Annotated in this window: 11 protein-coding genes; 1 reads left to right on the forward strand and 10 read right to left on the reverse strand. The window is 40.5% G+C overall.

All coding sequences use genetic code 11. The features are described 5' to 3' along the window. Positions 1 to 24: 24 nt before the first annotated feature. The 10 genes from D172_RS00485 to D172_RS00530 form a co-directional block, all read right to left on the reverse strand. Positions 25 to 1,914: a monovalent cation:proton antiporter-2 (CPA2) family protein gene (locus D172_RS00485; RefSeq protein ID WP_007377383.1), complete on the reverse strand. Its 1,890-nt coding sequence runs from the start codon at positions 1,912 to 1,914 to the stop codon at positions 25 to 27. 163 nt (positions 1,915 to 2,077) lie between these two features. Beyond that, the gene (locus tag D172_RS00490; RefSeq protein ID WP_007377384.1) at positions 2,078 to 4,474 is read right to left on the reverse strand and encodes a PKD domain-containing protein; all 2,397 of its coding nucleotides are present in this window, start codon (positions 4,472 to 4,474) and stop codon (positions 2,078 to 2,080) included. Positions 4,475 to 4,694: 220 nt separating this feature from the next. Beyond that, the gene (locus D172_RS00495; RefSeq protein WP_007377385.1) at positions 4,695 to 5,588 is read right to left on the reverse strand and encodes a hypothetical protein; all 894 of its coding nucleotides are present in this window, start codon (positions 5,586 to 5,588) and stop codon (positions 4,695 to 4,697) included. A gap of 206 nt (positions 5,589 to 5,794) precedes the next feature. Beyond that, positions 5,795 to 8,323 carry a TonB-dependent receptor plug domain-containing protein gene (locus D172_RS00500; RefSeq protein ID WP_007377386.1) on the reverse strand — a complete coding sequence of 843 codons (2,529 nt, stop codon included), beginning with the start codon at positions 8,321 to 8,323 and terminating at the stop codon, positions 5,795 to 5,797. Positions 8,324 to 8,869: 546 nt separating this feature from the next. Then, positions 8,870 to 9,715, reverse strand: coding sequence for a DUF4198 domain-containing protein (locus D172_RS00505; RefSeq protein WP_007377388.1), 846 nt, complete (start codon positions 9,713 to 9,715; stop codon positions 8,870 to 8,872). Between the two features lie 34 nt (positions 9,716 to 9,749). Beyond that, positions 9,750 to 10,259, reverse strand: a complete 510-nt coding sequence (locus D172_RS00510; protein ID WP_007377389.1) for a DUF2271 domain-containing protein — start codon at positions 10,257 to 10,259, stop codon at positions 9,750 to 9,752. After that, positions 10,259 to 10,891 carry a PepSY-associated TM helix domain-containing protein gene (locus D172_RS00515; RefSeq protein WP_007377390.1) on the reverse strand — a complete coding sequence of 211 codons (633 nt, stop codon included), beginning with the start codon at positions 10,889 to 10,891 and terminating at the stop codon, positions 10,259 to 10,261. Before D172_RS00515 ends, D172_RS00510 begins: the two co-directional genes overlap by 1 nt. Before the next feature lie 118 nt (positions 10,892 to 11,009). Further along, the gene (locus D172_RS00520) at positions 11,010 to 11,405 is read right to left on the reverse strand and encodes a YbaN family protein (RefSeq protein WP_033023731.1); all 396 of its coding nucleotides are present in this window, start codon (positions 11,403 to 11,405) and stop codon (positions 11,010 to 11,012) included. Between the two features lie 279 nt (positions 11,406 to 11,684). Then, entirely contained in the window at positions 11,685 to 12,998 is a 1,314-nt protein-coding gene (locus tag D172_RS00525) for a porin (protein WP_007377392.1), read from the reverse strand. 97 nt (positions 12,999 to 13,095) lie between these two features. Beyond that, a complete protein-coding gene (locus tag D172_RS00530; RefSeq protein ID WP_007377393.1) occupies positions 13,096 to 13,578 on the reverse strand; it encodes a MarR family winged helix-turn-helix transcriptional regulator in 483 nt (160 codons plus the stop codon). Between the two features lie 427 nt (positions 13,579 to 14,005). Here D172_RS00530 and D172_RS00535 point away from each other — a divergent pair, with 427 nt between their 5' ends. Then, positions 14,006 to 14,854 carry a D-hexose-6-phosphate mutarotase gene (locus D172_RS00535; protein ID WP_007377394.1) on the forward strand — a complete coding sequence of 283 codons (849 nt, stop codon included), beginning with the start codon at positions 14,006 to 14,008 and terminating at the stop codon, positions 14,852 to 14,854. Positions 14,855 to 14,882: the final 28 nt, after the last annotated feature.

Genomic DNA, 14,882 nt, shown 5'->3' on the forward strand with positions numbered 1-14,882 from the left:
ATCATAGTTTACTAATCGCCTAAACTACTCCAAATGAGCATCATCAGGCTTTTTAGGCTTACTCGCTACTTCTGTTAAGCCGTCTTCGCAGTCGCCGCTGTCGCAGGTATTTAAATCGCTTTGTGCTTGTTTATCTTGTTGCAGCACTTGTTTTAAATCTTCCATGCGTTGGCGAACTGCTACGCCGTAGCTGGCGTCGTCTCCCCATAATGCAGCAAGTTGCACAACCGCAGCGCGATCGTGGTCTCTAAACAGCTTACCGGCGCGTTCTGCATCTTGCTTAGTGTTACCTAATAACTCGAGTGCCTCTACGGCAAGGTTAATAGCTGAGTCGACTGTTTCGCGGTTAAACGCATCTACTTTTAAATTAAGTAACTGATACGCATGGCGGCGGTCGATTGCGCGAGCAACAATTTTTAACTGTGGGTAGTTTTTATGCGCGAGCTTAATTATCTCAATAGTTTTATCGGGGTTATCAATTGCAATTACCAGCATTTGCGCGGTGTGCGCGCCTGCGGCTTCAAGGAGTTCTTGGCGTGCGGCATCGCCATAAAATACGGTGTTACCAAAACGGCGTAGTAATTCTATTTGGCTAGGGCTGTGATCAAGTACGGTAATTTCGTAGCCTTGCGCGTGCAGTAAACGCCCCATAATTTGACCAAAACGTCCGTAGCCCGCAATAATTACGTGCTTAGCGGTGCTAATTTGCTCTGGCTTATCAAACTCAGGCAGAGCACTGCTGCTGCGTTTTTGTATTTGCTCATAAACCATAAGTAGTAACGGCGCTATTAGCATTGATACCGCCACAACTAAGGTAACAAGGCTGGTTTGCTCGGGCGTTAAAATACTTAAGGTGGTGGTTACGCTTAGCAGTACAAAGGCAAACTCACCCCCTTGGGCAAGGGCTAGGGCAAATAATAACTGCTGTTTACTGTTAATTTTAAAGGTAACGGCAAGGGCAAATAAAATGCAGGCTTTAACTACAATAAGTAAAACCACTAAGCCAATAACAGTACTAAACTCGTTAAATAGCAGTTCAAAGTTAATTGATGCGCCAACCGTTATAAAAAACAATCCTAAAAGTAAGCCTTTAAAGGGTTCTATATCGGCTTCTAATTCGTGTTTAAATTCACTCTCGGCAAGTACAACGCCCGCTAAAAAAGTCCCCAGCGCAGGCGATAGCCCAATACTTTGCATAACCAGTGCAATAGCGACTACTAAAAAGAGTGCAAAAATAGTAAATATTTCACGCATGTGCGTTTGGGCAATGTATCTAAATAACGGGGCCGATACATATTTACCACCGGCAATAATAGCGGCAATAACCGCAACCGAAACACATACTTGTTGCCATACAGGCCAGCTTGCAATAATCGAATCGCTGATTTCTTTTGTGCTAGTTTGCGGGGCAAATGCAAGCAGTGGCAATAGGGCTAAAATAGGAATAATTGCGATGTCTTGAAACAGCAATACCGAAAAAGCGTTTTGTCCGGCTTCTTGCTTTAGCCAGCCTTTTTCTTCAAGGCTTTGCAGCACAATAGCCGTAGAGGAGAGCGCGAGCATTAAACCAATGGCGAGTGCAGTTTGCCAATGCATGGCAAAAAACCAATAACAAAATGCAAATATAGCCGCTGCCGATAGCACAACCTGTAAGCCACCAAGCCCTAAAATAGAGTGGCGTAATGTCCATAAACGCGAAGGTTGTAGTTCAAGACCAACTAAAAACAGCATCATTACTACGCCAAATTCAGCGAAGTGCATTACATCGGTTTGATCGCCCACAACACCCAGCGCATAAGGGCCAATGAGTATTCCGGCAATTAAATAACCTAATACTGAGCCAAGTCCGACTCGTTTAGCAATAGGGACAGCTACTATGGCTGCTGCTAAGTAAATTAAAGCAATTTCTAACACGCGTTTATCCTAATAACATCAAGGCTTTTAGAATGGCTTAGCTGCTTATAAAATACAATGGATTATATGGCTCAAAGTTGCTTATTTATCAGTAGTTATAACACTAATGGTTATAACTACTGGGCTAAAAATAGCACTTTATGTTGAAGGGCTTATTTGGGGGCTAAATATTACAAATACTTATAATTGCAGAGCTTGGTTGGCCTGAATCAGAATGGTAAATAGTAATGTTTGAGCTTATTGTATTTTCAACGGTTGTTTCATTTACTGTTACTTCAAATTCGGCTGATGCAGGTAGGTCGATATCCAATTCGCTATCGAGGTAAGTACTTCCGCTTTTTTGTAAAGTAAGTGGTTTTGTTTGATCAAAGCTAAATTGAAAGCTATCTGACGCTAAAAGTGTATCTACCATGTTAAAGCGCAGGCTAACGGTGTCGGGGCCTGAAAACTCAGCACACACAAATACCGAAACCTCAACAGCCTGTAAAACGGGCATGCTATTTTGGCCTATATCCACAGTAAAGTTGCTTTGCGTAATTGCTACAGAGTTGTATTCCCCAGCTGCAAGCCTTTGATCTGCTGTTGTTATCGTTATTTTTTCACCTTGCGCTAAATTAACCTCTTCATCAAAAAAGCCATTTGTATTGGTGCTGTACTGCTGTCCATTAATTGTTAGCTGTGCATTGCTTATAGCCGCTTTTTGCACATTAGTGAGTTGCCCTTTAATACGACCGGTAAGTTGTGCAGAGTTAGTTACTGTAATTGAAAATTGCACACTTTTTGAAAAGCCATCAGCATCAGTTGCTACAACTGTTAGCGTGTAACTACCTGTCATATCGGCGATAAATTCGGTAATACTTTGGTTTGTATTACTTAAGCTGGTACTCGAACCTGAAGGCGCTGATAGTGTCCAAGCGTAATCGAGAGTGGTTCCCTCTGGGTCGTAACTTTGGCTTACATCAAATTTAACTGTATTGCCCACTACATCGTAGCGCGATTGCTCCCCCGTGAAACTAATTACTGGCAGTGCATTTTGTATTACATCAATTGTTAGGGTTTTTGTGTCAGAGAACTGCACGCCATCGTTAGTGCGTAACGAAATAACAACTTGCCCCTCTACTGATGCGCTAAACGTTGGTTTTGATATTGTATTACTGCTAAGCGTTGCTTGGCCTTGCGACGAAATGATTTCCCATTGGTAGCTTAGTGACTGGCCTTCTGGATCGTAACTAGTTGAGGCATCAAGTAAAACTTGTTCATCAACCGTTATAGAGGTTTCATAAGTTACCAAAGTAATAGGCTTTTTATTGCTACTGACATGCAGTACTGAGGTTGCTTGGTTTGAGCTTAATTGCCCATCAGACACTGTAAGCACTACAACGTAGTCGCCTTCTTTATCGGCAACAATAGAGGGCGTTGCTGATGTGTTGTTAGTGAGTTGCGATGCACTATTTACAGGCTTGGCTTGTAACTGCCAGTTATAACTCAGCGTATCTCCGTCTGGGTCGCTGCATTGTTGGCACTGCAAAGTGGTTGATTCGTTTAACGTAATATCACGTTCGGATTCAAGTGTTGCTATTGGGGCTTTATTGCTTGTGGTAACAGTTAAAGTAACTGATGCGATATCACTTTCGTTTTGTTGATCGGTAACAGTGAGTGAAAGCGCGTAATCTCCAGCTGTAGACGCTGAAAACCCAGCGGTATGATTTTGCATGTTTGAAAGTGCAGGCGTGCTGCCCTGGGGTTTTGCTGTAATTGCCCACGCATAACTAAGCGTATCGTTTTTATCGGGATCAGTACTTTGGTTACCGTAAAGTGTAACAACTTCATTTGGGGCAATTGTTTGATTTTCTACGTTTATAACCGCTTGTGGCGATGAATTAGAATTAAGCGATTCACTTTTTATGAGTACGACAGTGCTTGCTGTATCACCTTGTGAATCAGTAACGGTAAGCTCAACTTTAAACTCGCCTATTTCGTCGGCAACAAACTGGCTTTTAACTTGAGTCGCATTTTCAAGCGTTGCATTACTTGCTACAGGCTTGGTAATAAATTGCCATTTGTATTGATTAATGGCGCCGCTGGTTGTGCTACTTTGCGCGCCATTTAAAAGCACAACATCACCTTGTTTAACGGTTTGTGTGCTACCTGCGTTAGCAATTAGTTGGGTACTTGCAGTAACGGTGAATTGTTTTTGTGCAGGACTGCTTGAAAGCTTACCGTCACTCACGGTTAATACTAATTGGTACTCTTGTGCTTCAGATACTGAAAACTCAACGGTACTTTCATTATTAACCGTAATCGGTATTTCTACTTGTTCGTTTTTGCTGGTTAATTGCCATTGATAGGTGAGTGCATCGCCATCGGGGTCGCTACTTTGTGCTGCGCTAAAAACGAGGGTGGTATTAGCTTTAAACCCCGATTGCTCGGTAGTAATAACTGCAATAGGCTTTGTGTTAGTACTGACTGGTTTAGTTACTGTTTTGGAGTCTGAACCTCCAGAGCCACAAGCTACGAGGGTGAATAAAGCAGTAATTAAAATTAATAACTTCCATTTCATAATATTAATATCCTTTTAATAAGTTGAATATTAATATGTACCTAAATTAGCTATAAAGCAAAAAAATAAATCAAATAAGTAAATTTTCATTATTTTAGGAAATAGTTAACGCGAAACAGTGTTGCTTTTAAATAACTTATACTTTGAGAGGAGTGCTTTATGCCCAGATTGATAGGGCATAAAGTGTATTAAATGGCAGTTGAATAACGCTTAAATAAAGTTAGTCAGCTACCTTTACTGAGCCGCTAATATTATCGATACTTACATCGCCCGAGCCCGACTCAGTAATAGTCAGCCCCTTTGCATGGTTAACGCGAATATCACCCGAACCGTCTTCAATTGTTACGCTTGAACCAATATGCTCAATAAGCAGGTCGCCAGAGTTATCATCAACATTAACTGCACCGCTAATATGGCTTATTACTATATCACCCGATCCATCTTCAACGTTTAGCGAACCGGTTATGTTGCTCACGTGCATTTCGCCAGAACCATCGTCAATAGTTGCATTGCCGCTTACGTTGTTAATGTGAATACTGCCAGATCCATCGGTTAATTCTAAATTACCTGCGATGTTTTCAAGGTTTACTTCACCTGATCCATCGTCAACAGTTAGGTTTTTAGCACCGCTTATCGTTAAATCTCCTGAGCCGTCTTTTACATCAATATTGCTTTGCATAGCACTTATTAAAATGTCGCCAGAGCCATCATCAATATCTAAATTTAGATTACTTGGCACAGTAACCACTAAATTAATACTTGGAGATTGGCCACTGTAAAAGCTAATACCATTACGACTTTTATTTTGGGCAACAAGCTTTGCCTGTTTACCGTCTTGCTCTAGCGTTAGCTCGTATTCGTCTTCAATGTCGGCTGTGTAAATAGTGGCATCAACACTGATGCTGGTGGCCGTTTTTGAGCCTTTTATTTCAAGGCTACCTGCGCCGCTTAACACATTTAAATATTCTAAATTATTGCTTGGCAGTGATAGCTGTTTTGTTTGTTTTACTGAGGCAACGCTTGGCGATATATGAAATACACAGCCACTTAATAATAAAATGCCGCCAATAAGTGAAAGTGGTTTTGTAATGTTAGATACAGTTGATGAGCTCATGTTTAGTCCTTTGGTATTTATTGTTTGTATTTATATAAACAATATAGAGCAAAAATGAGGCCGAAATGTAAGCTGTTGTTTTGTATAGGGTGGTGGTTTTTTATGAAAGTTGAAATACTAATAAGTGGTTAAAATAACTAATTATTAATATAAAAGGATGCGTGATGCATCCTTTTATAATTGCTCTGCTTTTATTAGTAAACTAATTAAAAGCTGTAAGTAATATTACCGTATAAAAAGCGTCCGTCTAATCCGTAAGGTGCATACGGTGTGTACGGGAATATTTGGCCAAAGTCAGAGTAACCAATGTTATCCACGGTTGCTTGTGGGTATTGATCGAACAAGTTGTTTGCACCAACGGCAAATTTCCAATATTCGTCTGGACGGTATGCCACTTCTAAGTCGGTGATCCATTTAGGGTCTAGGTATTCATCGCGATCAGCTGTAGTTGATATATCAGCGACTTCACCATAACGTGTGGCACGAAGCGTTGTTTGCCATTCGTTAAAGTTCCACACTGCTGATAAGTTCCATTTGCTATCTGGCGTGCCTTCTTCAAAGCGGCCTACTTCACGACGTGCAAACACTACGTAGTCGTCACCTAGTGAGTTAAGCTGTGCTGGGTTGTCGTTTACGTGTGTTACTTCGGTATCGTTAAAGTTAGCGGCTACGTTTAGGCGTAAATCACCTAAGTTGTCTAAATCTAGGTTATAAGTAGCAACAATATCAACACCTTGCGTGCGTGAGTCAATCGCGTTGGTAAAGTAACGTACGCTTTCGGTATTTAGCTCACCGGCATTTTGTAGTATTTCTACTACGGCATCGCCCTCTAAGTTTTCAGACAATACAATACGGTCATCAATATCAATACGGTATGCATCTACTGTTAAGCTAAAGCTGCCTTGCGTGTACATAAAGCCCGCAGTAACGTTTACTGACTCTTCAGCATCTAACGGCTGTGCGCCTAGCGCTTGCGCTGCGGCTGAATCGGTTGGGAATAGACCAACTTCAAATGGTTGGTTGTTCTCAAGTACAGTAGAGATTTGGCGGTACGAGCTTTGCGCTAAAGATGGTGCACGGAAACCTGTGCTAATTGCACCGCGCAGCGATAGGTTTTCAGTAATGCTGTAACGCGAAGCAAGCTTAGAAGTAAATGTGTCACCAAAGTCGCTGTAATCTTCATAACGACCCGCTAAAACTACGTTCCATTTTTCTGTTAAGTAGGTATCAAACTCAACAAATAAAGCGATGTTATGACGGCTTTCGTCAGTCGCACTTTCTGGTCCAAAACCAGCAAGTACTTGCGCGCCACCGGCTGCAATTGGGTTACCATCGCTATCAAGTGCGGTGATGTAAGACGCTTCTTCGCCTTCTTCAATTTTGTAGCTTTCGTGGCGGTATTCAGTACCTACGGTAAAAAATACGTCATCAGGTAAGCCTAAATCAAGTGTGGTATTGGCCGTTGCGTTTACTAAAAACTGATCGTAAACCAATGCACCGTTGTCAAATTCGTTTGGGCTGTCGGCACCTAGTGATGTGTTAATACTATTTATAACACCGAAGCCAAAGTTGTTACGGCCGTAGTTGGTACTTACATCCCATGTCCAGTCGTTAGTTTCGCCTTTTAAGCCCAGCGCAAATGAGTAGTCTTGTACGTCTGTTTCAATTTGCGGCAAAAAGCCATCTGGGTACACTTCTAAAACGTTACGGCTGTCTTTTGCACGGCGGTAAAAACCACCTGAATTACCTTCACGCTTTGAGTAGCTACCAAATGAATAAAGGTTTAAGCCGTTATCTAAATCGTAACCCATGTTGTAAAACAACGCGTAATCTTCAAGGTCGGCTTTACCAAAGCGGTGGTTGTAACGATCGATAGTAAATTCGCGTGGGTCTAGGCTGCCATCATCAAGACGGCTGTATTGTTCGCGTGGGTCAAAGCCTGAGCGCTGCGTTGAGTCGTTATCGCGGTATTCAATTGATACGTTTACAAAGCCGTTATCAGATAACGCAAAACCAGAGTTTGCACTAACAGTGCGTGTTGCACCGTCGTTTACTTCTCTGTCGCCACCGGTATTAAACGCTAAGTCGCCGTTTGCATCTGCATAGGTGCTTTCTAGCTGAGGTACGCCAGCCATTTGAGTGTCGTATTTACCGTACGTTACGCTAACGCTGCCGCCTTCTGAGGCATCTTTAAGTACAATGTTAATTACCCCAGCAATTGCATCAGAACCGTACTGTGCGGCTGCGCCATCACGTAGTACTTCAACACGTTTAATTGCAGAGGTTGGAATCATGTTCAAATCAACAGCTGTAGAACCTCGACCAACAACACCTGCTAAGTTTAATAGCGCACCGGCATGGCGGCGCTTACCGTTTATAAGTACTAATGTGTGATCAGGTGCTAATCCACGTAAAACAGCTGGTTTTGCATGGTCAGTACCATCACCCATAGTGGCACTTGGGTAGTTAAAGCTAGGTACTTGGTTTGCTAGTATTTGGCTTATTTCTAGCTGACCCGTACTTTGCATATCACCGCTGGTAATAATATCTACAGGTACTGAGCTTTCGGCAATACTGCGTAAGCTACGGCGAGTACCTGTTACTGAAATCACTTCAATGCTTTTTTCGGCTTGAACATCTTGTTCTGCAGCAAATACAGAAGAATAGGGTGCACTAAGTGCAGAAGAAACGGCCAGGCTAAGTGCTACTTTTTTGGCTGATAATGGCTTTAACATGATGTTGATTCCCTTGAGGGCTGCTGACTATTGATTTTAAAAAGGAGCGCATCATATAGAAGCGACTACCCTAGTGCAAAGATAAAAACTATCTAAGATATTCTAAGTTGTTAACAAGTAAGCTGGGGCGTGTTGCCTTGGTGATTGAATTTGCAGCAGTATGTTTGGCTTTTAGGCAAGGCAGAGCCTATGTAGTGTGGTTACTCCCCATAAATAGGCGATAACGCAGCATAAATGCCAAACATGCGCTGCCCTTTGGGTTCTTTCTAGGAACGATTAACTCTTTGTTACTCAGTTTTTACTTAGCCCACTAGGTTACAAACCTCGCGCCGCGATTAAATCGCTCCTAGATTGAACAAATTTCAATCCACAAAGGCCAACACGCCCCAGTGTTTACGCGCGATATAGGCGTTTGGATCTCGTTGTAGTTGCAATCTTGTGTCGAATGGTTGCGAATTCAAGGGGATTTTAGATAAAAGTTAGTAAGACGTAAAAAGGCCAAGCAAATGCTTGGCCTTTCAATTTTTTTAAATTTAGTAATTTAAATTATTCAGGGGCAACTTCAAGCGTTGTAAATAATGCATAACGTCCTGCATCTACGCCTTCTTCATTTACGGTAACCTTGTTAGAGGTTTCGATTAGGTATAGGCCTGGCTCTTTCCACGTAATTGTAAACATCCCGTCTTTATCGGTCGTTACTTTTACTTCGCCACGCTCATTACGGTAGCGTGTGTCGCCTTTTAAAATACTTACTTCAACGCCTTCACCAGCAGATTTACCATCTTGTAGTAACTGAAAACGTGCTTGTTCACCTACAAATAAATCGTTTGGATGCGTTGGACCGCTAAGCTCTAAGCCTAAACCTAGCTGTGCAGGTTTTGAGGTGCCATTTCGGCTTACAAATGTATCTACTGTTGAAACAACTTTCGTTGTCGTTACATCTTTTGCATTGCTAGGTAACTCAGCTTCTGTTTTTTTACCAAATACGCGCTTGCGCTTACCTTCTTCGTTTTTATAGAAGGTCATGTATATTGGCTTTTGGGTCATTGCAATGTGGTAAGTGCCTTGCTCTGTTAAGCTTACCGCAGCTGAGCTTTTACGCTTTAAGTAATAAGCACGAATGGTTTCAGATACTGGCTCACCATTAGGCGCAAGTGCCATTAATAATGTGTCGTCGTACTCGGCGCCTTTTTCTTTAGGTTTAAAGGCTTTGTCTGGTGCAAACATTTCGTTAGAGATACTAGCGTCAATCATTACGTAATGCGCTTTATCGCCTGATAAAGATGTATGCGAAGGTAGTAACCAACGTCCGTGTGCACTTGCTGAAGTTGACACTAAAGCAGATAAGCTCAATGCGCCGATTAATGCCGTTTTTAATAAATTAATTTTCATTGTATTTCCTTAAATTCAAATGATTAAGTAGCAGCTACTTAGTGCTTACAGTGACGAAGCTTTTAGAAAACTCGTTTTTACCATCAATTGTCAGTTTGCCTGATTTAGTTAAATCGAGCTCAACGCGGGTGTAGTCTCTGCCGCCTTCTTCGCGTACAACTTCAATATTTAGTAAGTATTTACCTGGTTTTACTGGGTTACCGTCTAAATCATTACCTTGCCAATTTATGGTGTAAGTACCTGCGCGTTTTGTTGCGCCGCTAATGCCGTCAAAGTTGGCATCGCTTTTACCAGCTTTACGCCACCATTGGCGTAAGTCTTTAAACCATTCTGCTTTTTGCACCCAAAGTGCAAGCGTTGTAACGTGTTTGCGCTCTGGTGTTTCAAGCCAAACTGCAACGTATGGGCGGTGATACGGTTGTACTTCTAAGTCGGGAAGCGTTAATTCAACCTCTAGCTGTGGTGTTTGCGCATGCGCCGTTGTTTGAAAAAACGCAGCTACGAGCAGTAATGCGGTGCTTATAAATAATTTAAATTTAACCATTAAGACACTCCTTTTATTTGTGGAACCCAACATAAATATATAACCAGTGGAGTTGCCACTCCCAGTAAAGTTATCCATATTCCTGCTAAGCGTTTTTTTCTATTTTGAAACAAAATAATCATGCCGGTGATGGCAAATAAAATCATTAGTACGGCAGATATATCAATTACCCAACTCCATACTTCACCGCTGTGGCGGCCTTTATGTAAGTCGCCAATAAGGCTTAAAAAGCCACCTGTTTGGTAATCAAGATTTAGCTCGCCAGTTGTAAAATCAAGCTCTGCGTAGGCAAACCCAGCAGGCAGTGGGTAGTCGAGCATGACAAGCGCGTCTTCTTTTTCCCACTCAATGCTTTTTACTTTTGTAAGTGAATATTGCTCGGCTAGGTAAGCTTCTATTTCAGGGTAAAGCGTTGGTAGCGTATTTAGCTGTTCATTGGCTTTGGTAACTAGCTCTGCTGGAATTGTTGCAGTTACTTGACCGTTATCTTTATCGTTTTTAAGCCAATCAATATGGTTGAGCACAATGCCGCTAACGCAAAACAAAATAAGCAGAAAAAATAAAGCTGTAGAAATATAAATATGTAGAGCGCGACTTGTACTATACAAAGTTCGCTTATTAATAAACGCCATAAATAGTTTAATATTGTAAAATTTACAACATGATAATGATTTGCATTAGTCATTACAAATTTACTTACTTAACTTTACATTAAGATTTTACAAGTGGAGGGTATTTGTAGGTATACGTTTAGTACTTAGGTGGAGTAGAGGGCCTTAAGATAAGGTAAATCATTACCGATATTTCTATCGCTGCAACGAGGTAAATAACCCAAATCGGGGCAGTAGAGTACAGTAAAAATATAAACCCAATTAACATGCCAATGGCGGCATAACATTTTGCTTTAACGGGAACCACTTTGTGAGCTTGCCACTGCTGTAATGTAGCCCCATAACGAGGATGGTTAAGTAACCAGTGTTCTAGCGCGGGCGATGAGCGAGTAAAACAAGTGAGCGCTAAAATGAAAAATATAGTGGTGGGCATAACAGGCAGTACAATGCCAATAATACCAAGTGCAACCAGTATCAGCCCTAGCATTTTTAGCCATAAATTTTTATAACAAACAAAGGCTGCTCTTATATTCACTTATGCTCATTTTGTTTAATTACGGATACATTAAATTGTAGGCTAATTGAGGCGTAATTCGAAGTACTTATGCCAATTTTATTAAAAACATGATGATTATATAGTATTAAATAGTGGACTCATTTCGTTAAAAGTTTTTGCTTGGTTTTAGTGAGGTTTTTAATCATTAAATAGACCAAATATATAAGCAGATTGGTATGAAATAACAACAGCACGCAATAAAAAAAGGACAAATGTATTTTGCCCTTTTTTATTGTTGAATAGATTATGTGCGACTTTTTAGAAGTAGTAACCTAAATTTATATTGAAGCGACGCTCTGTATCGCCATCTCCTATCATTGTTCCGCCAATAAATGGCTGGTTACGCGCTTGAACATAATCAAAGTAGGTAAAAAAGGCACCGGCCGATACACTCACACCTGTTATATTCATCCACGTATTGGCGCTATCGTCTGATTTGTCGTATATGGTGCTGTAGTCGTTATAAAATTGTAGGGCATTTACAGGCCCCCATTCTACCGAATAATTGTAGGCAACGTTAAGGCTAGACATAGTTGCCTCGCTTGAAATCGTATCGTAATAGGCATAGGCTGCAACCGAAATACGGTCACTTTGATCGTCTAAGTCGTAGTCATACTCGCCATGTTGAAGCTGAATATTCCAGTTATTAATCTGACTATCAAGGTGTACAGCCCATGCACCATAACTACCTGCTCGATCTACACCGTCATGTAAGCCGCCACTGAGTAGTGAAATACCAATATCTGTTGTTATGTTTTTATTGTGCTTAATTTGATATGTTGCACGCCCAGCAAAGGTATTGTACTCACCAAGCTCATTAGCTGGTTCTGCATATGTTCCTTCGCTTGCACTGCGGCTACCAACAATATCATAAGAATAACGATGGCTTTTATCTGATGCTGATCCGTCAACACCGCCAAGCTCGTCATTTTTGAAAAAGCCTAAGTCTAATTTCCAGTTATCTTTCAATTTGCGTTTAACGACAACACCTAAATCAAAATCATCTTCTAGGCCAATATAATAGTTGCTGCTAAAAAAGTAGTTATGAGAATTATAAGGACCGTTACCAAATGGCACTTGTGTAATGCCTGCTTGCGCTTCCCAATCATTTGTAAACTCATAACCTAGATAGGCATATTTAATTACGGTCATATAATCAAAAAAGCGAATTTCACCATTTACTGAGATATCGTTAATTTTTCCTGATACATTTAAACGAAAAATATCAAAATCGAAATCACCGTCACGATCTTTATTATCTTCATCGTATGAGGCCACGCTATAGTTAGCGCGAATTGCACCACCGAATTTAATACCGTCGTCTTTTTTTACTGGCTCTACAACAGTTCCTGTTTGCTGAGCCTTTTTACTAATTTTAGCAACTTGCTCTTCATGCTTTTTATTGATTTTCTGTTGTTTGGATTTCTCTTCGATTAATTGATTTTCGAGCAGCTGCATTTGCTGTTTTAGTTGTTTTAATTGGTTTTGAAGGGTGTCGAGATCCGTGGCGTAAGAAGTGCCAGTAACACCACTTAAAATTAATGCTAACGTTAATTTAGAGAGTTTAGTCATAGTAGCTGCTCAGATGTTGATTAAAAAATAAAAAATTCAAGGCGTCAAAAAACGCCTTACGTTTAGAGTAAGTACAAAACTTATGTGTTTTTATTATTTATTCTTTAGGAGCTTGAGTCAGCGCACCAACTTCTAGTAGGGGAGATGCATCTAATTTGTCAGCATCCATCATTGCGGCTACGCGCTGCATTGACGAGAGTAAAAGACTCTGTTCCCATTCAGCAAGTGCAGAGAACTTTTCAATAAAGTGTTCTTGCAATGGCTGAGGTGCTTTTTCAAGTAACTCTTTTCCTTTTTCTGTGAGGTATAAGCTCACTCGTCGTTTATCCATTTGACTGCGTACGCGTGTTACTAAATCTCTACTTTCGATTCTATCGAGAATATTTGTGACGGTTGCTGGGCTTAAATTGACATTTTGAGCAATACGACTGGCAGTTATGCCGTTTGTTTGGGAAACTTCCTGCATAATAAGCAGTTGTGGCCCTGTTAAACCCGCTGTTTTATTTAGTTGCTTAGAGTGCAAATCAATCGCACGGATCACTTTACGTAAAGAAACTAATAACTCGTCATATTTCTGCATTTTTTTATCTCGTCGAAAAAGCAATAGCTTGCCGTAATCGCGAAATGTTACACATCAAATAAATTGAATTCAAATTATATATTGTATTTCAACCCGCTTTTATTGGTTTTTAATGCTTAGAGCAGAAACTAATGTAAAATTATATTGTTCAAAATTTATTAAATATTCTTAGCATCTTGTATACATTAAGTTGCGCACAGTACGTAGGTTGTGAATAATTGGCAAGTCTTATTACATAGACTTTAGTATTGTTCATTTACAGCTGTTAGTACAAAGTAATTGTTTGTGAGTTTACTGTAGATGTATTAATCGGCAATGAACAAATTCAGCAATCAATATTTAATATCAATAGCGTATACTTTAAGCATGCATTATTGTTTTTGCACAAATATTAAAAATCTTTAGTATCAGTATTATAGGGGAAGGTATGAAATTATCGCCATCAGTTAGCATTGAGCAAAGCGAAACCGGTCTTGAGTTTATTAAAATAGCTAGTGCAAAGTGCGATGCAAAAATATTTTTGCAAGGTGGGCAAATTACCGAGTTTATTCCTAAAAATAACAAGCCGCTTATTTGGGTGTCACAGAGCGAAACCTATCAAGAAGGTGTAAGTATTCGAGGTGGTATTCCAATTTGTTGGCCATGGTTTGGTACACATGCTAATGATGGATGGCCAGCCCACGGTTTTGCGCGCACAAGCGTATGGCAAGCCGATGAAGTACACGAATCTGATGAGCAAATTACAGTTAGTCTAAAGCTACCCATGAAACTTGTTAATACAACGTATTGGCCGCATCAGTCCGCATTAAAAGTTGAGTTTGTGTTAAGTGATAAGTTACAGGTTCGCTTGACGACCACTAACTTAGGAAGTGTGCCATTTAGCTTTACTCAAGCGCTGCATACCTATTTTCCAACCTCAGATATTACAAATACCCATGTTGATGGTTTGCAAGGCGCGCAATATATTGAGTTTAGTGAAGGGCCATTTGTACAAAATGATGTTGTAAGCTTTAATCGCGAAACCGATATGGTTTATACACAAGCAAGTACAGTGCAAAGCATTAATACGCCAGAAGGTGTTATTAATGTGAGCCGCGAAAACTCAAGTTCGTGTGTGCTGTGGAATCCATGGATAGAAAAGTCAAAACGCTTATCTAACTTTGCTGATGATGAATATAAAACAATGCTCTGCCTAGAGGCCGCTAATGTACTGACAGATAAAGTAACGCTTGAGCCAAAACAAAGCCACACCTTAATAACCACCATTAGTTGGTAAGTAATTAAAGCAGTAATAGGGATAAATA

Origin of the sequence: Pseudoalteromonas sp. Bsw20308, from assembly GCF_000310105.2 — a bacterium.
Taxonomy (GTDB): domain Bacteria; phylum Pseudomonadota; class Gammaproteobacteria; order Enterobacterales; family Alteromonadaceae; genus Pseudoalteromonas; species Pseudoalteromonas fuliginea.

Bases quoted from the DNA above. Each gene is read 5' to 3' on its own strand.
- D172_RS00490 (WP_007377384.1), bottom strand. From the start codon at position 4,474: ATGAAATGGAAGTTATTAATTTTAATTACTGCTTTATTCACCCTCGTA.
- D172_RS00495 (WP_007377385.1), bottom strand. From the start codon at position 5,588: ATGAGCTCATCAACTGTATCTAACATTACAAAACCACTTTCACTTATT.
- D172_RS00500 (WP_007377386.1), bottom strand. From the start codon at position 8,323: ATGTTAAAGCCATTATCAGCCAAAAAAGTAGCACTTAGCCTGGCCGTT.
- D172_RS00505 (WP_007377388.1), bottom strand. From the start codon at position 9,715: ATGAAAATTAATTTATTAAAAACGGCATTAATCGGCGCATTGAGCTTA.
- D172_RS00510 (WP_007377389.1), bottom strand. From the start codon at position 10,259: ATGGTTAAATTTAAATTATTTATAAGCACCGCATTACTGCTCGTAGCT.
- D172_RS00515 (WP_007377390.1), bottom strand. From the start codon at position 10,891: ATGGCGTTTATTAATAAGCGAACTTTGTATAGTACAAGTCGCGCTCTA.
- D172_RS00525 (WP_007377392.1), bottom strand. From the start codon at position 12,998: ATGACTAAACTCTCTAAATTAACGTTAGCATTAATTTTAAGTGGTGTT.
- D172_RS00530 (WP_007377393.1), bottom strand. From the start codon at position 13,578: ATGCAGAAATATGACGAGTTATTAGTTTCTTTACGTAAAGTGATCCGT.
- D172_RS00535 (WP_007377394.1), top strand. From the start codon at position 14,006: ATGAAATTATCGCCATCAGTTAGCATTGAGCAAAGCGAAACCGGTCTT.